The organism is Paenibacillus sp. FSL R7-0026 (assembly GCF_038004485.1).
GTDB classification, from domain to species: Bacteria; Bacillota; Bacilli; order Paenibacillales; family Paenibacillaceae; genus Paenibacillus; species Paenibacillus xylanexedens_A.
This window is the reverse complement of the sequence record NZ_JBBORG010000001.1, coordinates 202,423-221,810: the sequence shown is the minus strand read 5'-3', so window position 1 is coordinate 221,810 and position 19,388 is coordinate 202,423. Positions and strand designations below refer to the sequence as shown.

Genomic DNA, 19,388 nt, shown 5'->3' with positions numbered 1-19,388 from the left:
TTTTCAGGTTTTTACATTCCGATATTCATTCATGGATCGGCCAATATGTTTTTTGAACAAGACGCTGAAATAGTGTGGGTCCGGGATGCCTACCTGCTCCCCAATCTCATATCCTTTCATATCCGTCTGTTTCAGCAGCATTTCAGCCTTCTTCATGCGGAGTTGGGTCAGATATTCCACAAATGTCTGCCCGGTTTCTTTTTTCATCAGCCGCCCCAGATGGCCCGAACTTATGTAAAAAGCAGCCGCGGTGCTGGAAAGCCCCACTTCCGGATTGGCCATATTCTCTTCAAGATAAGCGATCACCCGGTCGATCAGATTGCCTTCCTTGGCCTGTCGCTTGGCTTGTATGACATCCGATACGGTGCGGACATGCTGCTCCAGCATGCTTTTTAGTTCGGGCAAATGATCTGCTGTAAAAATGGCCGCAACGGCCTCTTTGTTCAATGCGTGCTCTCCCTCAATCTGCTGCTCTATGGCAGCACGCTGGCACTCCGTAACCACATCCATGGCTGCCATCCGAAACTGTGAAACGTCCGAAAACGGCACAGACAGCATACGCTCCAGCAACAATACGGCTTCTTCCCCCGCACCAACACTGACGTAAAATTGCAGTTGTTGGAGCAGCTGAGCATCCGAGTGGTAGGGCCTTTTCCCGCCTTCGATGACCAGATCCTCGAAGCAAATGACCTGATTTTTTCCCACAAACGCCTGATAATCAAGTGCACGACAAGCTTCCCGGTATCCCACACAGGCCCTTCCCCATCCTGATTGCCATTGCCCAATCCCTACGGTCACATCAACTTCACACCCTTCGAGCTTAAGCGTATGTTGAAGTTCTTCCTGAAGCTGCTGTACCTGATTGGCAAATTCCGTATCCGCACCAAGCGAGAGTACAACGATCCGGTTATGCGGGTCCATGACGATAATCGTTTGCGAATCCTCCGGATAAAAAACCTGCACCTGCTTCATCCCTACCATTCGCAGCAGAATATGTATTTCCTCGGCAGTATGTGGATCAGCTTCTGTCTGATGCTGGCTTAATTGGGGCTGAACGTGTTGATGTTGTTGTTGCTGAGGCCCTCGTTGTACTTGGTATGTTTGGGGTGTTTGGTGATATGGTTCGGACAGATGTGGATATACCTCTGGTGCAGCTATCTTCGCTTGCGGTACAGCAACCTCCACCTCCATTACTGCGATGCGTGATCCTGGTTCACCAGACGAGATAGGAATACCAAAGAAACGCGCCTTCTCTTGTAGTTCATCCTCAGGCATCACATCACTTAACCATTGATTTACAAACCTCTCCCTGAGATAAGGCAAGCCCTGCTTCATCTCCTCCCGCAGCTTCATCAGCTCGTACTCGCGCCCGACCTCCTGCTCGATTGCCGCTCGCAGCTTCGCCGTAACCTGTAATAATTCAGAAGCACGGATGGGTTTCAAAATAAAATCGGATATGCCCAGCTTCACACTCTGACGAGCATACTCAAATTCATCATGTCCCGTCACAATCACGATTTTCAGGCTCGGGTAACGCTCCATGAGGATACGACTCAGTTCAATGCCATCCATCTTTGGCATGTATATGTCCGTGAATACGATGTCTGGACGCAACAGCTCCATCTGATCCAAAGCCTCTTGTGCATCGGAGGCCTCACCAACGATAGACATGCCTTGCTGTTCCCAATCGATACGCATACGCAGCAGATTTCGGATAAGGTATTCATCGTCCACAATCAATACCTTTAAAGGTTCTACAGTTAATTCCATGATTCATCGGCTCCCTTCGGGATCGTTATGATAATGGTGGTTCCTTTTCCAACCTCGCTCTGCAGCTTGAGTCCATCCTCTCTTTCGTAGAAAATACGAAGTCGCTCCATCGTTCCCCATAAGCCAAAGCTTGGATTGTGTTTAGCATTATAGGTAGGATTAGAAGGATTAGATGAACTAGAGGAGATAGATGAGTTCGTTGAGTTAATTGAGCTAGTTGAGTCAAAACGGTTAGAACTGTTTATTTCTTTGCGTTGAACCTGCTGCACTTCTTCCTCGGACATGCCGACTCCGTCGTCAGTAATCGTTAGAAGTACCCCTTCCTTGAATCGACGTGCTTGAATGCGTATCGTGCCGGGGCTGCCTTTGGGACGAATGCCATGATACAGTGAATTTTCTACCAACGGCTGGAGAACGAGCTTGGGAATCATCACTCGCTCACAGTCTGAATCAATATCGTACTGCACCTCAAATACACCGGGATAGCGCACCTGCTGGATCGTCAGATAATTGCGTACAATCTCAACCTCCTCGTGCAGTGTAATCAGTTCACGGCCTTTGCTGACACTCAGGCGATAGTAACTTCCGAGCGCTTCTAACAGCTCACATACCTTATCGTTCATGCCTGACATCGCCAGGGAGGTGATGGAATCCAGTGTGTTGTATAAAAAATGCGGCTTGATCTGCGCCTGAAGTGTATTCAGCTCTGCTCGACGAATCGTCTGCTGCTCCTGAATGATGCGTTTCAACATCTGGTCAATCTGCTCAATCATCTGGTTGTATCCTCCATATAGCTGTGCGAACTCGTAACTGTTCAGCTCAACCGTCACTTTGCGGAAGTTCCCACTTGGCGCTTTCTGCATGGAACGAAGCAGCTTGTGAATCGGCTTAATGACGCTGCGGGAGATGATAAACGAACTGACGAAAAAAACAGTCCCGTTCACCGCCAGTAGGATCAGCGCAAGCAATACCATAGATTTATTACGGGTATCGGTAGCCTGGTATGGGCTCATGCTGATGAATTTCCACTGATCATCACCAGCTGAACGATAGGTCACAGCATATTCCTGACCACCCGATTGCAAGGTGATGAAGCCGGAGAATTGCTCTTGAAATGTTTGTGCTAACTTGGCCCGATTGGCCTCTAACATCTCGTACATCCCTTCCTGTCCAGAAGCCGCAGATATGGATTCGCCGGATACAGCAGGCTCGGCCTTCTTTCCATCGTTAGCGTTGGTTGCAATCACCCGCTGATGCTCATCCAGGATGGCCACCTGAAATGAATCCGGTGCAGACAAGTTGGCATAGGCCTGAGCGATGGATTTGCCCTTGATGTTCATGACCAAAAATCCAAGCGGAGACGTATCATCCAAATCTCGAATGAGACGAATAAACGAAACCACCTCGTGCCCATCATTCTCCCCCGTCGTCGAGACCCCACTGTCGTTGTTGCCACCATTCAGCCTGAGCAGATATCGTCCGTTGTGCTTCAGTGCCTGTTCGTACCATGGCGCTTCCTTCACACTGGCTTCCATAAACGTGGGCCATTCCTGTGTACCAACCGAGAATCGGTGCCCCGAATTATCGTAAATATATACAGAATCGATAATTGGAACCGCTTGCATAAGATTGGTCAAATAAGCGCTGACCTTGGACTGTGTCTGTAAATTGGAGTACACATTGCCCTGCCGCAGCAGGTTCTGCAAGTTGGGATCGGAGAAAATCATTTTCGAATAATTGTTCACGTTCTCGATCATCAGATTAACGTTGGTCTCAATAGATGTAATTGTCTGCAATGATGCTTCATTGATCTTTCGCTGCGCATCATTTTCCGAGATTCGATTCAACACCAACGCACTGAACGCCACCGTTAGCAGAATAATGACAAAGTAAGCAAACGGGATTTTAAAAGCCAGCGTCTTGGGCTTGCGTTGAATGAACGCTTTGAAACGGGGAGGCCAACTCTTCTTCATTGCACTGGTGTTCGCTTTTGTATTTGCGTTTACTTCTGCATTGGTCTCGGCATCTGATTGGACTGTTTCTTTTGCTGTTGCTTTCGCTTCAATCGTTGCATCTTCTTCTGCCGCTTCTGCTACTTCTGCTACCTCTGTTGTTGCATCCTTTGCTCTGTTTTGCACTGTAAACCTCCTTTGGTTCCGAGGTGTGATGGGTTTAACGGTTGGGATCGGATGACCTGTTGTGACACCCACCACTATCTCGGATTTTATACAATTGTATATTATAGGACAGTGTAAGGAGGAGGCTCAATTCTTTTTTACTGCTTGAGGATGGATAGATTGAGTGAAGTAGAGTGAGATTTGAGGACCTGATTGTTGTGAATGCAACGGGTAGAGGCCCCTTGAATTGGAACCACAAGGAGCACTGCTTTATACAATATTGAAGGTTCAGATAACAAGTTGTAGTTTGTGCCGGATGGAGAGACATGCGGGGGAGATGCGGAGGGTCTGAATACACAAAAGATGCTGATAAACAATTACCTTGATATGCACATACTTATGAGCAAGATTACGATATCTACGGGCATAATCTTACTACTTACAGAGTGTTGATCGAGTGGTTAAGGTCGGGAAAATCCAATCATCGTTTTCTTGCGTGATGAATTTAATTGGGGAAATGTCGGGAGTAAGCTGCCCTCGGGCAGGACAAGTAAAGAGTTCGTTATGGTGAGAAACAGCGAATCGTGATCAAAGCGAGAATTCGGTAACGCCTTTTTTGGAGGCATATTTCAGCGTGTAGCTTCCTTCTATGCCGTATGGCATCGTAGCGATTTGGATACGGGTGTAATCCAGCCGACTCTCTCTGAGCACCTTTTTAATTAGCGCTATGCTCCGATCCTCGTCCGTTACCACACAGAAAATGTTCATCACATATTCCTTTGGATCACCCACGCGGCTACCCAGATCACATCCATCCACCTCTCCCAACTCCGCCTGGGTCAGAACGGTTTCCAGATATTCCATCACCTTTTCCTTCAACCAATGATCTCGTTTGCTGCCCTGCGCGCTCTTCAGCGGATATTGCACCACAAGCCAGTATTTTTCATTCATTTAGCTTCACCAACCAATCTTATAGGATAGGCATTACGTTATGTGCGAGCACTTGAACGATAAGGTGCATATGTCAGCCTTACATTTCTCCAGTTCAAAATGGCTAGATAATTGACCTTACTGCTTTTTGGAATTGTACTGCCCTTCCATTTGCAGGATGAGGAACATGGTGATGTTTAATGAGATGGGAGCTTAACGTGTCTGCTGACTTTCTGCCAATAGCCACGATGTGAGCATCAGGATTCAGTTGCATAAGCTGTCTTGCGAATAACACACCATCCTCCAACTCTGCCAAAATCGGCGTTCGATTTGTCATCCGGTTTTCAGGAGATTGATAGGGATGAAAGGGATAGATGTTCCAAAATATAAAGTCCGTTGGTTTCCACCTTGAACTGGATAACACTTCACCCCATATGATGGATGCTGTCGGTTCTGCAAATCCATACAGCGCCTGACTGCGGTTAGGTTTGGCGATATTGGGCAGACTTGTTCGGACACCCGGCTCACCTGCAAAAATCATCTGGTGATTCACCAGCGAATGATTCCCGGTAACCATTCGTTCGGACGTCAAGGGTACGCCGGAGAACCTTGCCCCTTGATATCCCACAGCTTCAGCAATAAAAATATACCGAGCCTTGGACATTCGTGGCCCCAAATACCTGACCAAATGTTCAGAACGAATCTCCACCGCTTCGGGGCCGATATCATAACCCGTCACATAATCTCTCCAAGGATTAATCACATTTACTGGCGAGACATATGCTTGTACCCCTGCAACAAACTCGCGGATCTGTTGCTGCGTTTGGCTCATGCTTCTTTGCCTCCTTTGGGAGATTACAGAGTAAATCGGGCTTGCATCAGCTTATTTTACAAAGATTATAGCATAAACAGAAAAACCACCAACCAGAACGCTGGTTGATGGTGGATAGAAACTGTAGAAAACTATTGTGGTATAACTTCTTCCCACTGACCATTGGTGGTTTCTTTGTAGGTAAGAAGGTTTCCATCATACTTTCCCTGAATAAAGTTAGAACCCGCTTCTTTCCATTCCTTAGTAACAGATAGGACAACTTTAGAATTCTGTGAATTTATTAAAATGTATTTCCCTCTTGATAAATTAATCTCAAAGGCTACTGGATAAAAATCGTACCAGAATAGTTTGTCTGATTTCTCTCCCAGTATACCCGCATCACCAACTTTAGAGAAATGAGGACTGATGACTCGAAACCTGAACTCTAACCATTTTAGGGGATTTAAAGGATATTCATAATGACTATTGGGCTCCACTATAATATATGACTTTTCAGGAACCGGGTGTTGAACTTGAACTTTGTGCTCGATTATTTCTTTGGATATTACTCGAAAAACTAAATATACCACTATAAATAGTATCGAAGTAATTACGGGTAATTTAGGCTTGTTCCTCAAAAAAATACTCAATCCAAGACCAATAATTAACGGAAACCATATCCATGGATCTCCCAATGTAATGGCTTCCATAATATATGACTTATCGCTAAGGGGATAGAATGCTGGTAAATCATGTCCCATATAGTCTAAAAATAAGTGTCCAAACAAGACAGACAAAATAGAGGATCCCCAGATTAATTTGAAACTTGTCTTTTTATAGAATAATTTTGTCAAATATGCTATTCCTAAAACTAAAAAAGGTGTAAATAATACAGAATGGGACCACGGAGCTACACTTCTATCCCCAAAAATATCAGGAATTATTCCACACAGTGCACCCGAACATAAACATATCATAAGATTTTTCCATGTATCCCTTGGCAAAAAGCAGTATGCAATTACCGCCCCAAGAAGAGCATGTGATAGAACATGAAAAAACAAATATAAGTACGGATCCAAAATAACTACTCCTTTACTCTGTTATAGAATCAACATTGTGCTATGTAATGTTACACACTATAAAATTAGTTTTTCATAAAATAGACCCTGAGAGTCAAGCCTCTTCCAAAGATCTGCGGGGAGTAGTCTCAGTATGGATGTTACCTAATCTAATTTCTTAATACTAAATTCGAGCACAAATCAACGTAGGCTCCACAAAATAGAATCAACAAGCTATTAAAAATCCTCATAACAATGGATGGCCCGTATGTATTTTCTATTATCATAATTTGGTCTAGTTAAAGCAGGCTATAGATACCTGATATACTTTCTGGGAGCTGCTTTCGACCTATATATACCTTTATTTCCTCCATTTATATAATTCGGGTTATTATAACATAAAATAAAAATCCACCAACCAGAACAATGGTTGGTGGTTTCTTGACTCTAATGGAGGCGAACCATGGCTGTGCAAAACCACAATTCGCCGAAGTGTGATGGTGAAATCGTTTGGGGAGACGGCTCGAAACTCTACAAATTTTCAAAAGCTTCACCTATTTACGACCTTAGTAAATAAATTACGCAGTAATCCAAATAACGGGTCACTTAATGCGCCTCCTGAAAATTGAGAGCTCAAAATTACAGGAATGTCATTAAGATAAAGTAAATAAGAGTATTTTTCACCATTCAGTCGTTTACGAACAAAATCTTGGGCCTGAGCGTTTGCTATTGTAATACCACAAGGCTTGTAATACTTAATTTGATATTGTAAGGAATCCCAAATTAAATCCCCATGCGTATCTAAAATTAAGTTCTTACTAATGTTTTTCGAATTACGCTCACGTACAAAGAGAAGATCACTAAATATTACGTAATCGTCTTTTCTTGTCTTTTGATGCTTTTTAAAAAAATCCGATACCCCCGGCAAACATTCCGACATCTTCAAATGTTCGGAAAAGACGTCAAAATAATCAGGATGTTGCCAAGTTTGATACCAATTCAGGGAAGAATAGAATTCAACAGGTTTGCTGAAGTATCTATCATAAATATAACCTTTATCTTTAAGCTGTAGCTTAACGTTGTTAAACTCGTATGATTGTTCGGCCAAATGAGTGATGGATTTAATGAAGCAATCCTCGATATCCTTACCTTTGGCGGTATCATGATCGGAACCATTCAGACCAAAATGTACCCAAAGACGATTAAACCTAATACCGTCTATTGAAATGGGATATCCTGTGGTTCGACCGGGCAATTGTTTCAAAATACTTTGATTCAGTGTGTAAATCTCTTTCCTCAGCATGTCAAACAGCATATTTTTCACCCGTCGGCCATTTTATTCGTATCACCTAACCCAATAAGGAAGCCCTGTTCTATTAGACAGCATGATGAACCCCTGTCCAGCATTAAAAATTGTAGTTTTGCTTGGATAAGGGTTCAGATAAGCGAACCGTGGCTGTGTAAATCAGCAATTCGCCGCCGCGTGCTGCTCAGGATGTTTGGTGCGGTAGCGTAACTCCCCACTAGTCATCATTTAGTTTCGTCAAAATCCAGCTTTGCTGCGACAACGCTTGTATTTAGCCGTTCCATAGCATGATTAATATGGAATAGATTCATCTCAAGAAATTTAAAATACGAGAACAGGCCCGCAAGGATTATTTATTTTGCGTCTTGATATTTTGGCGAATGTTCAATCTTCTTTTTCCCATCTGTCTGCAAGATAATTTGCCTCATCCCAAGATAAACCTTCGGATCTAAAAGAGTTTCTAATTCTTTCTTTTTGTTCTTCCATTGGTAATTCCCATATAGGAGTACTTTTTTCCCCGTTATCATACTTATGGGCATCTTTAATCTCTACTATCTGGGTGCATGAAGGATATGTAGAACACCCATAGAATTCGTATGATCTCCCATTATTCGTACCACTTTTGTAATTCATTGAATTTTTACACTTTGGACAAATTATCACATTAACACCTTCCTCTTAATTAACCTATTCAACTACAGATAATCTGTAGTTGGGTCCCGAAAATCCTCCTGACAATCTAAGTTGTTATACTTAGTTACTTCGACAATATGTGAGATTTCACCTGCGTGGTAGAGCGAAAATTGAAATGATATGTGAAATCCAAATTAAAGCGATAATACTGAAACCAAGAGGACGTATAGAACCCTTGTCCCGAACCACAAATTGTGGATTTATATGGACAAGGGTTCAGGTAAAAGGAACCGTGGCTCAGTAAATCCATAATTCGCCGCCGTATGATGATGACATTGTTTGGAGAGGTAGCTAGTTAATTTCCAATGAATAGTTAACTAGAAAGTCATAAACATAGTATCAAGGCGTTTCACATCTCTAATAGTGCAATGGAAGTATTTCTTCGGGTTGGCCTATCGCCTTCACGATATCCTCTTGCACCAATACGTCTTGGGCGATCTCAACAAAATCTTGCAAGGCTTCGCGAATGATTTCGGCGTCTGTCTCCATCCCGGATTCCCAGGAGTCCCAACGAAAAAGAACCGCGTTCAAGGCGTCTTGCGCTGCCCAAAACTCACGGTTCTTCCGGTTCTTATTGTATTTGTCGGCTACAGCCCCTTTGACGATCGGAGACAAGGCTGCATTGATAGCTTTCTTGATGTTGTGAAGCAGTCCCTTGGAAACTTCCTCTTCATCCTCGACTTCCTCACGCTTACCCACGCCAAACATTGAAAACCCTGTAATCTCACCCTTTTGGATTTCTTCCCAGGCATCGTCGTCAGTGACCTTCACACCAGCAACCCACGACCCTTTTGCAATCATTTGGTCACCTATCTCCATATCACACGGGGCAATGTAGGATTCAACAACGTATCCTTTGTCAGCGTCCAGATCGTGCTGCTTATCGATGTTGTAGATATGTTGGTTCTCCATGAACAGTGCGCTGCCTTCTCAATCTCCACAGCGTCCATCATGTCGCCATGGGCATCTTCGACATCAGGCTGATACACAACCCCGATAACGATGTGTTGTGTGTCATCCAAAAGCAAGTCCAAATCGCCAAAGTTGAATAGCGTTTTTCCCAGCAGCTTTAATGATGGCAAATGGCACACCATTAGCGCCTTTATCCACGAGCGACAAGTGCGTAATCTTTGCGTCCTTCATTTTGTATGTCATTTCTTCTCTCACCTCCTCTCAGAGAAACATGGTATAATATCCCAAAATAAATAAGGAGTGATTTCATGGCTACTTGGACCCCCATTGAAAATGCTAAAATTGTAGGAATACTGCCCGATTACAGATTGTACAAACAGAATAATAGCGATAGTTCAGCCGCTAAGATCTGTGCTCAAAATCTTGTGAATAACGATGTATTCGGGATTCTAACAGCAAGAATAAATAATAATGTTTCTGAACCGCATGATGCGATTATCCAACACATTAAACATATGGATAAAATAGCTAGTGGAGAAATTCCACCCAATCAAGGTGATGAGTATGCATGGGCTAGTTGCCTCAAACTTTAATCCAGGACCAATTGCATTGTACATCGACAATTGACTATTTCTTTAGCTTCACCTGAAGGATCACCCGGATACATAAGCTTGCTTGACCCCACTTTGAAAGGCTTGTCCAGCGCAACAATCTGGCCATTTGCTTTCCGGTGGGTTTTTCGGGTTCTTGTACCGGCAGCCGAACGCCATTTCTTACCCTTGGCAATCTCGGACTGCTTCCAACCTTCAAGCTTACCGCCATTGGCTGCTGCCGTGCTCATCGTTCGTGATACTCGTTGAGCTCGCTCCATGCTGAAAGGTCCATCTGCACCCGTAGCGGCAAGAGCGCTGATCTCCTGAACAAGCAAAGCCCGCTCTGAAGGCGCGTTCCCTTCATCAATCGCCTTTTCGAAGCTTCGCAAGAGTGTATCCGTTGAAGACTGGTTCATATCGGGTACCAGGCTGCGAATCTCCTTAACAAATTTCTTGGCCGCCTTATTCTTAGTGCTCCACACCTTTTCATCATCAAGCTCAAGCAGCTCAGACTCTCCCGCCAGATTGAACAAAGGTTCGAATGCATCCTGTACCGCCTGTTCAAACAGATCACCAAAGACTTCGGATGTGTGTAACGCAATCATGACCTAACCCAACTCACCGATATCACCAAGAGATTCCTCGCTCAGTTCAGCGATAGCTTCCTGAAGGGCTTCTCCCTGAAGCTCAAGGATCTCCATGATCCGGTCTTCACCCTGCTTGTACAACTCTTCAAGCAACTTGCGTTCCACATATGTCAGCTCAAGACTATCAAGAAACTCATCGTCATCAGCTTTGACAATCAGTTCCCAGCAAGCTTCACACATGAGCGCCCACCTCAGCTGATCCTTTTCGCAGTAATCGCTTAGCGATGATCGAAACACGCTCCTGCAGGTCGTCAGCATCGCCGTTTCCTTCCGGATCAAGAATAGCCGGTTGGCTTCCTGCTAATTGTGCAATCGGAGTATCAAGGTATTCCGGACTGAACTTACTTTCATCAATCGTCGTACCCAAAACATCCTCAGCAATCGGGATCAGGTCACGGACCAACATAATGCCGCGGTCAGCAATAAAGTCCAACATTGCCTTGCGATCTTCTGGATCAATGATGCTCGGTGCTCGAAGAACTGCCTTCACTCGGAAGATTCCCATGGCTGGGAACAACCGCTTGTTGAAAATCTCGTTCATGATCCACTTGCGGTAAGGTTCAAATACTTGTTCTTCAGCGAATGCCAACGCTGCCTGAGCTGTCGCCCGGTTGTAGTCTGAACTTTGACCAACAAGAATCGGCGGTAAGCGGAAGAATGACAAGATATCAGCTTTCTTTTCCTTTCCATAATCAAGGAAGAGCGCATCTTGTTGCAGAAGGTCATTGAGCTTGTCCATCTGGATTGATACTTTCTCGACCTTCTCGTCTAATGGCCCGCCTGTTTCTTGCCCTTTGGCTTCAAGGTAAAGAATACCCCCTTGGGATTGAGATCCTTTGACCTTACTCAATAGCTCCATGGATTGTTGAGTGAGTCGTCCATTCGTCACAGTCAGGATCATGGAAAGCATTCGACCATTTGAGAAATAGGATACGTTCAATTCCTCAGCTTCACGGGAACCGACCACACCAGGCGCGTTCCCAAACCAACGGGGTTCACCGTAGGCCCCGTCGTTGTTAACCTTCAATGGAATAACTTGATTCTCAGGGCCATCAGTACCGAACAGCCGGAACCATACAACCGAAGTTCCCCGTTTCATAGCATATCGACGGGCATAGATTTCCTGTGAAAACTCTTCAACCTGTTTGGTTGAGCTGATCCGTCGTTTGCGTTTAATTGTCGCAAGTTTGCTTTCCTTGGTGTATCGTACATACTTCGGGTCCATCCGGAAGATCGTCGGGAACTCGCTCCCGCTCGGCCATGCAACTTCCATATTGGCCATCCCCGTGCTTTCCAAATCCTCAATAAGCTGGCCTATGATCTCTTCAGGATTATCTTCGAGGTTACAAGTCTCCAAAAAGCGTTCTGCACGGTTCCATTCTTCCTTTGCAGTCTCGTCACTCTCGCCTTGCAAGTATTCCAGCGTGATACCATGTCCAGCAATGTTGCGCTTGTATGCCTCAATACACTGAGGAATGATGTTGCTGTTTTTGACAAGCAGCCTGCAGGATGTAGGATCGTTACCTGATTCAAATGGTAACAGCCCGTGATGATCGTATAAGCTGTCGAATACATCGGGAAGTTGGGCACTGGATGGAATGTGCTTACCTTCCTCTTTCGCAAATGGAACCCATGATGCATTGCCTTCACTCAATTAAATCCACCCCGCTCCCCCATTGTTTTCTTCATGCTTCGATTCCTCCCGTTGCTGTTGTTTTTTCTTAAACCATTCGAACCACTTATCGGCTACCTGACGCACCTGCAAGGCGATTGAATAAGCCATGATTCGGTCATAGTGGCAACCACTGTCGGCTTCTGCCTTGCCCTTGTTATCAATGAACGTCATACACTCGCCGTACAGATCAGGACAGTAAATATCATAAAGCTCATCACGAATGGCTTCTTTGAAATCACTGATCATCACGGGACGGGTTGCCTTATTGGTTTCCCATCCAAGCTTGCCCTTCTTATGAAGGAACAGCAGCGGGTAATGACATGTGTTGAACAACGTATTGAGAACAGATTCCCCGGTGTTGTTATTCTCAACGGCAAGCAATGCTGTGTTGTAGTACAAGCCCAACGTGTGCAGCTTTTTGCCATACAAGTCAGTGTCCCACTTGCCATGCAAAGCGGCGCACATCTCACCAGTGCGCGCATCGATCACGTAAGCAGCGTCATAGTCGCCATCTTCAGTACCTTTTGCTGTATCTGCAGATAAAATATATCGCTTCCCCTGCTCTGGATGGTGATAGATAACCAGTTCCCCCGCATGAGCCGGGACAACCTTTTCTTTAACAAAATCAATTTCATGAATAGCACCTTTCAGTCTAATTGCTTCCTTGAGGCGCTTAATGAATTTGTTATCAAAGATACTTTCACCTGATAACAAGAACGCTTCGTCAGGTTCAGAAGGGTATTCCTGTTCAAACTGTCGTGAATCACCGCCGCAATCGTTCCGGATGGTGTACCGTCGCCATTGCAACTGCTCATCGTCCAGCCCGTATTTTGCCTTCAGTTCCAGTTCATCTTCGCTCAGCTCGAAGCCAGGCGGAACGGGCTTGCGGTAGTCGGGCATCTCGAACCATGCAAAAAAGAGCGGAGAAAAATCATTCTCGCCCTTAACGGCTGCATCCCATATTTGTTTAAACTCTTCCATGCCGTTCGCAGTGGATTCGATAATTCCGATGCTTCCCGGTTCCTTGGATAATGCGGCCAGCAACGACAGCAGATGCCGCTTCTTTTTCTTCGCGGGCCAAAACGCCACTTCGGATGCATGCAGATAATGAATCGTGTCCGAACGGGCAAGCACCCGGCTTTCGGCTGTTTGAACAGTGATCTTTGATTTCAACCCGGGATTCCTTCGGCGGTCTGCCGTCCGGATCGCGGGGTTCTCAAAAGTTAGCTTTTTGGCGTTATTCTTGCGAGTCATCGGCTGAATAACTGATGGCACGCGTTCATAGTAAAGCTGGAACATATCGAACAAGTTACTTGAAGCATCGGAAGACTGAGCAACGATAAAGGCATTCTTTGCTTCCTGTAATGAGGTGAAATAGTAAATCAATGCTTCCGTCACCGTTGAAAAGCCCATTTGCCGAGCTTTTAGAATGATGATCCGAACGGGCTTACCTGCTTCCAGATCCTCAAATACCTTTGTAGCATAACGCCGCTGGGCATCATTGAGGATCAACCGTACCATAGCACCGGACTTGTCCTTGATCTTGAGCATCCGATAACAAAACTGTTCGAAGTCTAACAGGATCGCTTTTAACTCAGCGAGTTTGTCCGGACGTTGCTGCAATTTCCGTTTAATTCGACGACGGTGTTCCTTTGCCAATGCGATTACCAATCTAGATCATCCCCATCGTTATCTTCATTATCTACATCATTTCCGCCTCCACTCTCATCCCCATGACCCAACGCCTTATATTTGTCCAGCTCAAGACGTTCACGGGCGATTCTTAATTTCTCTTCTTCTTGCTGCAAGCTGGCGATCAAATTGATGACCCGAAGCTTCTTATCCCTCGTTTTGACCAAGGCTTCCTCTTGTTTGAGGATCTTGTCCAGCTTGGAAGTGACTACGGTCGTAATCTCGGTGACCTTCATCCCTTCAGTGGTAAGTGGTACCGTGATTGCCTTTCCCGTCTTAGGGCTCAACATAGGAACCTTGTCCTGCCGCTGCATGAGCTCTTGCTTGGTCTTACGTTCTTCGTCAGTCAGACCAGCTTCAAGCAACTTGACCCGTTTCATGTGTCGCCGCTCCTGCAGGGATAACATGATCAACTGTTCATTGAGCTGCGCAAGGGGATCCGTATCGATCTGATCCATCATAACCTGTTCATCAGGCTCCAACGTATCAAGGAAGATCGTTTCATACATCCCTGTCTTGAGCGCATGCTTGTTGCGATATGGACCACCATCGCCACCACGGTTACCCACAGCATTCTGGTTACCCGGTGGAGCACCGCCCCGATTGCCAGATGCATTCTTGTTGCCCTTGGGCGCTCCCCTTGATTTCGGAACGCTCCCATTCGTTCCATTTGGAGCGCTCCCTTTTGAATCACCAAAAACGCTCCCATTCAATTCGTCTTCCCAACGATCCATGGACTTCCATTTGCGTATCCTGGACTCGGGAATAGAAAGAGCGGCGGCGATGTCTTTTAGCTTCATCGTTCGGCCGCTCTCCAGCCACATTAGTTTAGCCTTGTCCCTTTCGGGACTTCTCTCTCTGGCCATTACATTACCACCACCCCCATTATAAGCTTCCGAAGCTTGTAAATTTCCCCTTCCCTTTTTCTATCCAACAGTGTAAATTCAGGGCACGAAGGAGGTGAAGCCCTATGTTAGAACTTGGAGTAACAATTCAAGAAAATTCTAAAGGTGAGTGGGAAATACATACTCCCCCATCTGTCTTTCCGCCACATGGCATTGTTTCAAGACCTTATCCTACAAGAGAAGAAGCCTTGCAAGCAGCCAAAGAAAGAATCTATGAATAATTCATAGTTCGTCCTGCTGAAGCTTGATATCCAATTCGATGAGACGTTCCAGATCCTGAACGGTCTGCATCTTTATATTTCCAACCTGCAGGTCTTTCACCCACTGGGCAATTGATGCCTTAACAATCTTACGGTATTGCTCTTTACTCTCAAGGATACCTTCCATTACAGCGAGTTCATGTTGCAATAAATCTTCATCTGGTGTTCTCATGCGTACCCCTCAGCTTTCCGTTATGATGGAATGCGAGATAGCGGATATCTGCAAAATGCCACGCGTGGCGGGCCGCTATCTCAGCCGGGGGATACCCTGGGTGATGGGGAGGACGTTACAGCGTCCTCCTTTTTATTTTGGATACGGTTTGTGCAAAGGCAAGATCTTACGCCGCATTTTCTTGTTCAACGGCATCAGGTACTTGTGTTTACCCTCAGTCCGGTACAATTCGGCATTGGCATCCAAGTTGTTCCTGATCCAATCGATGCGTTGACTGCCGGTACCGTACTTGCTGTGAATCGATTTGGGATGTGTCTTCTTGCCACGAATGATGAAATAATGCTCCCCGTCCGTCTTCCCTTCATAGATCCAGTTCGTAGCCTGATAGATCCCGCCGTGATGCTTCTGCTCAACGTCGGCATAACTGACGATCAACTCCACATTGGGGGATTGCTCCTTCAAGAACCGGATCGCTTTGGCAAGGATCTCTGACACAAATGATTGATGCTTGGTTAAGGCAACGCGTGTCAACTCACAGCATTCACGCTGCGTCAGACCATATGGAGAACCAATATTCTGAGTCGCCCCACGGCTGAATATAACCACACCGATAAACTGGCCATCTTCCCATGCTCCCACTTTGACCGACTTCCCTGCGGGCAAGCTGCGGCTATAGTGGAAGTTCTCACAGGAAAACTTCGCTGCTTCATGTGTCGCCCAATCCACTTTTAAATCAATCATGTTCGAATTCCTCATTACAGTGCGGACAAGTCACCAGCTTTGAACTCAATACCCCCAAATCACCTTGATCCTCGGAAGTACCCGCATCGAAGTTCGGGATCTCAATCTCACCAAGCATTTGTTTCAGGTCCACATCGTCGAACCCGGACAAGGAAATATCCACGCCTTCCTGTTGCAGCTCAACAAGCAACTGCGATAGGGCATTTTCATCCCAATCACCTGATACCTTATTCAAAGCGATATTCAGAAGCCGTTCCTGCTGATCGTCCAGATCCACAACGGAAAATTGCAGCTCAGTGTGGCCAAGCTCATTAACCATGATCTTATACCGTTGATGGCCACCGACCATATGCCCAGTACGTTCGTTCCAGACAATCGGCTCCACATAACCGAATTCTTCTATGCTGCGGCGAAGCTTTTCGTATTCAACATCCCCAGGCTGAAGGTCAACGCGGGGGTTGTAGGCTGCTGCATTAATCTGATCGATTGGCACGATTCTGATGTTCATGTCCTTACCTCCATTGTTTTATGGCAACAAAAAAAGCACCCGAAGGTGCTTGGGTGCTTTCCCTACATTACAGAATATTTCCCATTATTATTATAAACTTTCCCTTGTCTTACCAAGCGAGTCAACTCATCTTTCAATTTTGCTCGAGTTATGCCTAATGTCGAGATCATCGGATCACTCATTAATTCCGCTATTGAGAATTCATTTCCACTACGTAGCAAAAAGCGAATCCTTTCACTTAATTCGGTTATTTCCGAATGTTTAGAATAAGCAAAGTGAATATTAGAATAATTTGAGATTCGATTGTTTGGAAGAACGACCACTTTCTCCTTCAACGATTTCAACTCACTGTTTAATTTCTCTCGGTCGATAGGCCCTTCATTCTCATATGTCTTCTCAAGTTTTGAAATATAATCCTTCAAGTCCTCCTGACTTTTCGAAATACTATCCATAGTTTTTAAAAGCTGATTTTGAAGTTCTGATAAAGTTTGGAGACTATCATTTGTTTGATTTAAGTTTGACTCTAAAGTTTCAGAAGTGTCTTTTAGATCAGAGATAGTTGAGCGCTGACCAGCTATATCAACAATTGTCATGACAATTGCAACAACTGCTAATACAATAGAAGATGCAGTGGCCGCATTATTTAGCCCTATTCCCGCTTCCTCCTTATCCCAGATTGTCATTGCAAGAATTCCGAGAATAACTAACGTAAGACAAACAATTATGTAAATAAAGTGTAACTTGTTAACATAGCCTTTTGGATTTCGATTTTCCAAACAAATCCCTCCCTCAACACATGATATATCACGTCCTAATTTCCGACAATAAGTTTATTCTGTCTAAGAATTGTGTTGAGTTGGTTTCAATGTTTGGGTGACCATCATACGCATGTGTACGCTCACTCAGACGCTGTTCTCCGCTCTTCAATGGACTGATCCCTGCAAACCCGGACATTCTCATGTTAAGAAGCTCAGAACGGCGCACATTCTGTCATATGAAGGCAAAAGAAAAAGCACCACGATGGGTGCTTACTTCAGTTTCGATTTAAGTACTTCTTTGAAAGATTCTTCAGTTAGGATATTCCTATTTGGAAACTCCAGATCAATGAACCAACCAGATTCTTCGTCGAATAGAAGCCTCGTTGCTGGTGCCTGTTTATGTGGATAATTCTCACCATTAGAATGTGTGATATTGACTGCAAACATTGTATTTAGTGTTTGAGTGATGGTATTTGGTGTAATGTATATTTTTTGCTTGTCGTTAAACTGAAGGGTCAGTTCAGTAAGTCGGCTTATACCCTGAAGGCCGTAGACCGCTTCACTAATTTTCAACTTTTCTGCCCCTTCATAGGGTTCCATCCACTGGCGAATAGTATGAAACAGTTCTATAACTGTTCTCTCATACTTATCTTGATACTCTTGTTCACTTCTAACGTGTTCTTGCTTACTACTCTCTTTTGAATTCAGGAAACTCATAAAATCATCTGTCATTAGTATTACCTCCCTTTTATTAACATCATTCGACAATCAGGAAGGTTTTTCCTCTTTGGGACAAACAGGTCTACTACAGAACTGCTTCACTCCATCTCATCTGCCCCATACACAACCTTTGCATTTCTCCGGTTGCTTGTTGGGGCGTATGCGTATCTTCTTCCGTCTTCTGCTAATCACTTCAATTCCTCCAATAAAAAAAGCCGATCCAGTGAGGGAACGACTTAATTTATGATATGTATGATGTTGTTGTTACGTCCTAAAAGCCTGCGCCCGAAACGGTCGCCGCAAAAACGCTTTGCTCTTTGCTTTAAATGCATACGTACTATGTAACTATAGAGGAAGAACAAGACCATTTTACTGAAGCTACCAAATCCGGGTCAAGGAACAGAAAACGGGTGAGTCCCGATGATCTGGAACAAACCCGTTGTTTCCTGCCAATTGCTTGCTAATTCGCATTTACTAAAACTTGCTGTTTGCGATTTCCTCTTTCTGCTAAAATGGAGTTTTCGCACACCATATAGTAGGAAAGGATGTTTCACATGTTAAATCGGAATGATTTCGTGTCTAATCGGGAAATTGATTTAGAAGAACCATTTGACCTTCCCCTTGCCATGATTAAAGATTACAAATTGGCCGATACTCAGTACGAAATTCTAATGAAAGAAATCAATGCCTTTGAATCTGAACTGAATGAAAATGAAGAAATAGCACTGCAACTGACTTCGTTTGGCCAATCAGTTCTAATGAATGTCACTAGGATCGGGTACCACAATCCTTCTTTGTTGTTCTTTTATGGGTATGTCAACAATCAATGGTCTCAGTTAGTTCAACACGTCAGTCAGTTAAGTTTCTTGATCACTATCGTTCCAAAATCAGATTCTAGCAGACCTGTTAGAAGAATCGGATTTATTCCCGAAAATGAGACTGAGCACGAGGGTTAATTGGAATACTTCTTTTGATCATTCGTTTGTGATATAACTTAATTTCCTTTAGAGAAGAGATTCTCTTTTCAAGACTTCTTTTGCAAATATCAAGCGACTGAATTTGATTTTCAATTTGAGCCGTCGTTCCAGCGGCGGCTTTCAAATCCATACCACATACTTTG

The 19,388-nt window shown here is 44.6% G+C and carries 23 protein-coding genes; 3 read left to right on the top strand and 20 right to left on the bottom strand.

Translation table 11 applies throughout. The features are described 5' to 3' along the window. Positions 1 to 3: 3 nt before the first annotated feature. From MKY44_RS01080 to MKY44_RS01035, 10 genes are all read right to left on the bottom strand, one after another. The gene (locus tag MKY44_RS01080) at positions 4 to 1,770 is read right to left on the bottom strand and encodes a response regulator (protein WP_341005748.1); all 1,767 of its coding nucleotides are present in this window, start codon (positions 1,768 to 1,770) and stop codon (positions 4 to 6) included. After that, the gene (locus MKY44_RS01075) at positions 1,761 to 3,908 is read right to left on the bottom strand and encodes a cache domain-containing sensor histidine kinase (RefSeq protein ID WP_341005747.1); all 2,148 of its coding nucleotides are present in this window, start codon (positions 3,906 to 3,908) and stop codon (positions 1,761 to 1,763) included. Before MKY44_RS01075 ends, MKY44_RS01080 begins: the two co-directional genes overlap by 10 nt. 567 nt (positions 3,909 to 4,475) lie before the next feature. After that, positions 4,476 to 4,838 carry a hypothetical protein gene (locus MKY44_RS01070; protein ID WP_341005746.1) on the bottom strand — a complete coding sequence of 121 codons (363 nt, stop codon included), beginning with the start codon at positions 4,836 to 4,838 and terminating at the stop codon, positions 4,476 to 4,478. A 103-nt stretch (positions 4,839 to 4,941) separates the two neighbouring features. Next, positions 4,942 to 5,649, bottom strand: a complete 708-nt coding sequence (locus MKY44_RS01065; protein WP_341005745.1) for a uracil-DNA glycosylase — start codon at positions 5,647 to 5,649, stop codon at positions 4,942 to 4,944. 131 nt (positions 5,650 to 5,780) lie between these two features. Continuing rightward, the gene (locus tag MKY44_RS01060) at positions 5,781 to 6,707 is read right to left on the bottom strand and encodes a metal-dependent hydrolase (RefSeq protein ID WP_341005744.1); all 927 of its coding nucleotides are present in this window, start codon (positions 6,705 to 6,707) and stop codon (positions 5,781 to 5,783) included. Positions 6,708 to 7,236: 529 nt separating this feature from the next. After that, positions 7,237 to 8,001: a hypothetical protein gene (locus MKY44_RS01055; RefSeq protein WP_341005743.1), complete on the bottom strand. Its 765-nt coding sequence runs from the start codon at positions 7,999 to 8,001 to the stop codon at positions 7,237 to 7,239. A 375-nt stretch (positions 8,002 to 8,376) separates the two neighbouring features. Next, complete coding sequence (locus MKY44_RS01050) at positions 8,377 to 8,655, bottom strand: topoisomerase DNA-binding C4 zinc finger domain-containing protein (RefSeq protein WP_341005742.1); 279 nt, start codon at positions 8,653 to 8,655, stop codon at positions 8,377 to 8,379. A 387-nt stretch (positions 8,656 to 9,042) separates the two neighbouring features. Next, a complete protein-coding gene (locus tag MKY44_RS01045) occupies positions 9,043 to 9,597 on the bottom strand; it encodes an XkdF-like putative serine protease domain-containing protein (protein WP_341005741.1) in 555 nt (184 codons plus the stop codon). Further along, positions 9,495 to 9,707: an XkdF-like putative serine protease domain-containing protein gene (locus MKY44_RS01040; RefSeq protein ID WP_341009754.1), complete on the bottom strand. Its 213-nt coding sequence runs from the start codon at positions 9,705 to 9,707 to the stop codon at positions 9,495 to 9,497. Before MKY44_RS01040 ends, MKY44_RS01045 begins: the two co-directional genes overlap by 103 nt. Further along, positions 9,700 to 9,840 carry a hypothetical protein gene (locus MKY44_RS01035; RefSeq protein ID WP_341005740.1) on the bottom strand — a complete coding sequence of 47 codons (141 nt, stop codon included), beginning with the start codon at positions 9,838 to 9,840 and terminating at the stop codon, positions 9,700 to 9,702. The genes MKY44_RS01040 and MKY44_RS01035 overlap by 8 nt, the downstream gene beginning before the upstream one ends. 65 nt (positions 9,841 to 9,905) lie before the next feature. On the opposite strand from MKY44_RS01035, the gene MKY44_RS01030 reads away from it, so the two are divergent. Next, on the top strand, positions 9,906 to 10,190 hold the full coding sequence (locus MKY44_RS01030) for a hypothetical protein (RefSeq protein ID WP_127550611.1): 285 nt from the start codon (positions 9,906 to 9,908) through the stop codon (positions 10,188 to 10,190). On the opposite strand, the gene MKY44_RS01025 is transcribed toward MKY44_RS01030, so the two are convergent. The 5 genes from MKY44_RS01025 to MKY44_RS01005 are packed head-to-tail and all read right to left on the bottom strand — an operon-like array spanning position 10,187 to position 15,070. Further along, positions 10,187 to 10,795: a phage minor head protein gene (locus MKY44_RS01025; protein WP_341005739.1), complete on the bottom strand. Its 609-nt coding sequence runs from the start codon at positions 10,793 to 10,795 to the stop codon at positions 10,187 to 10,189. The genes MKY44_RS01030 and MKY44_RS01025 overlap by 4 nt on opposite strands. A gap of 3 nt (positions 10,796 to 10,798) precedes the next feature. After that, positions 10,799 to 11,017, bottom strand: coding sequence for a hypothetical protein (locus MKY44_RS01020; RefSeq protein ID WP_341005738.1), 219 nt, complete (start codon positions 11,015 to 11,017; stop codon positions 10,799 to 10,801). Beyond that, a complete protein-coding gene (locus MKY44_RS01015) occupies positions 11,010 to 12,491 on the bottom strand; it encodes a phage portal protein (RefSeq protein ID WP_341005737.1) in 1,482 nt (493 codons plus the stop codon). The genes MKY44_RS01020 and MKY44_RS01015 overlap by 8 nt, the downstream gene beginning before the upstream one ends. Then, positions 12,492 to 14,183 carry a DNA packaging protein gene (locus MKY44_RS01010; protein WP_341005736.1) on the bottom strand — a complete coding sequence of 564 codons (1,692 nt, stop codon included), beginning with the start codon at positions 14,181 to 14,183 and terminating at the stop codon, positions 12,492 to 12,494. Continuing rightward, on the bottom strand, positions 14,177 to 15,070 hold the full coding sequence (locus tag MKY44_RS01005; RefSeq protein ID WP_341005735.1) for a phage terminase small subunit-related protein: 894 nt from the start codon (positions 15,068 to 15,070) through the stop codon (positions 14,177 to 14,179). The genes MKY44_RS01010 and MKY44_RS01005 overlap by 7 nt, the downstream gene beginning before the upstream one ends. Positions 15,071 to 15,174: 104 nt before the next feature. On the opposite strand from MKY44_RS01005, the gene MKY44_RS01000 reads away from it, so the two are divergent. Beyond that, positions 15,175 to 15,330, top strand: coding sequence for a hypothetical protein (locus MKY44_RS01000; RefSeq protein ID WP_341005734.1), 156 nt, complete (start codon positions 15,175 to 15,177; stop codon positions 15,328 to 15,330). A 1-nt stretch (position 15,331) separates the two neighbouring features. On the opposite strand, the gene MKY44_RS00995 is transcribed toward MKY44_RS01000, so the two are convergent. The 5 genes from MKY44_RS00995 to MKY44_RS00975 all read right to left on the bottom strand — a co-directional run bounded on the left by MKY44_RS00995 (position 15,332) and on the right by MKY44_RS00975 (position 18,280). Next, positions 15,332 to 15,541, bottom strand: coding sequence for a hypothetical protein (locus MKY44_RS00995; RefSeq protein ID WP_341005733.1), 210 nt, complete (start codon positions 15,539 to 15,541; stop codon positions 15,332 to 15,334). Positions 15,542 to 15,673: 132 nt separating this feature from the next. After that, positions 15,674 to 16,282: a Mom family adenine methylcarbamoylation protein gene (locus MKY44_RS00990; RefSeq protein WP_341005732.1), complete on the bottom strand. Its 609-nt coding sequence runs from the start codon at positions 16,280 to 16,282 to the stop codon at positions 15,674 to 15,676. After that, on the bottom strand, positions 16,275 to 16,790 hold the full coding sequence (locus tag MKY44_RS00985) for a ParB N-terminal domain-containing protein (RefSeq protein ID WP_341005731.1): 516 nt from the start codon (positions 16,788 to 16,790) through the stop codon (positions 16,275 to 16,277). The genes MKY44_RS00990 and MKY44_RS00985 overlap by 8 nt, the downstream gene beginning before the upstream one ends. A gap of 62 nt (positions 16,791 to 16,852) precedes the next feature. Continuing rightward, positions 16,853 to 17,566 (bottom strand): hypothetical protein, encoded by a 714-nt coding sequence (locus tag MKY44_RS00980; protein ID WP_341005730.1) that lies wholly within the window; start codon positions 17,564 to 17,566, stop codon positions 16,853 to 16,855. 252 nt (positions 17,567 to 17,818) lie between these two features. Then, positions 17,819 to 18,280, bottom strand: a complete 462-nt coding sequence (locus MKY44_RS00975; RefSeq protein WP_341005729.1) for a hypothetical protein — start codon at positions 18,278 to 18,280, stop codon at positions 17,819 to 17,821. Between the two features lie 542 nt (positions 18,281 to 18,822). Here MKY44_RS00975 and MKY44_RS00970 point away from each other — a divergent pair. Further along, positions 18,823 to 19,224 (top strand): DUF6173 family protein, encoded by a 402-nt coding sequence (locus MKY44_RS00970; protein ID WP_341005728.1) that lies wholly within the window; start codon positions 18,823 to 18,825, stop codon positions 19,222 to 19,224. Positions 19,225 to 19,388 lie beyond the last annotated feature (164 nt).

Excerpts from the sequence above, each read along its gene's own strand:
- MKY44_RS01080 (WP_341005748.1), bottom strand. The coding sequence starts at position 1,770 with ATGGAATTAACTGTAGAACCTTTAAAGGTATTGATTGTGGACGATGAA.
- MKY44_RS01070 (WP_341005746.1), bottom strand. The coding sequence starts at position 4,838 with ATGAATGAAAAATACTGGCTTGTGGTGCAATATCCGCTGAAGAGCGCG.
- MKY44_RS01065 (WP_341005745.1), bottom strand. The coding sequence starts at position 5,649 with ATGAGCCAAACGCAGCAACAGATCCGCGAGTTTGTTGCAGGGGTACAA.
- MKY44_RS01055 (WP_341005743.1), bottom strand. The coding sequence starts at position 8,001 with ATGCTGTTTGACATGCTGAGGAAAGAGATTTACACACTGAATCAAAGT.
- MKY44_RS01045 (WP_341005741.1), bottom strand. The coding sequence starts at position 9,597 with ATGGAGAACCAACATATCTACAACATCGATAAGCAGCACGATCTGGAC.
- MKY44_RS01035 (WP_341005740.1), bottom strand. The coding sequence starts at position 9,840 with ATGACATACAAAATGAAGGACGCAAAGATTACGCACTTGTCGCTCGTG.
- MKY44_RS01030 (WP_127550611.1), top strand. The coding sequence starts at position 9,906 with ATGGCTACTTGGACCCCCATTGAAAATGCTAAAATTGTAGGAATACTG.
- MKY44_RS01025 (WP_341005739.1), bottom strand. The coding sequence starts at position 10,795 with ATGATTGCGTTACACACATCCGAAGTCTTTGGTGATCTGTTTGAACAG.
- MKY44_RS01020 (WP_341005738.1), bottom strand. The coding sequence starts at position 11,017 with ATGTGTGAAGCTTGCTGGGAACTGATTGTCAAAGCTGATGACGATGAG.
- MKY44_RS01005 (WP_341005735.1), bottom strand. The coding sequence starts at position 15,070 with ATGGCCAGAGAGAGAAGTCCCGAAAGGGACAAGGCTAAACTAATGTGG.
- MKY44_RS01000 (WP_341005734.1), top strand. The coding sequence starts at position 15,175 with ATGTTAGAACTTGGAGTAACAATTCAAGAAAATTCTAAAGGTGAGTGG.
- MKY44_RS00995 (WP_341005733.1), bottom strand. The coding sequence starts at position 15,541 with ATGAGAACACCAGATGAAGATTTATTGCAACATGAACTCGCTGTAATG.
- MKY44_RS00990 (WP_341005732.1), bottom strand. The coding sequence starts at position 16,282 with ATGATTGATTTAAAAGTGGATTGGGCGACACATGAAGCAGCGAAGTTT.
- MKY44_RS00985 (WP_341005731.1), bottom strand. The coding sequence starts at position 16,790 with ATGAACATCAGAATCGTGCCAATCGATCAGATTAATGCAGCAGCCTAC.
- MKY44_RS00975 (WP_341005729.1), bottom strand. The coding sequence starts at position 18,280 with ATGACAGATGATTTTATGAGTTTCCTGAATTCAAAAGAGAGTAGTAAG.
- MKY44_RS00970 (WP_341005728.1), top strand. The coding sequence starts at position 18,823 with ATGTTAAATCGGAATGATTTCGTGTCTAATCGGGAAATTGATTTAGAA.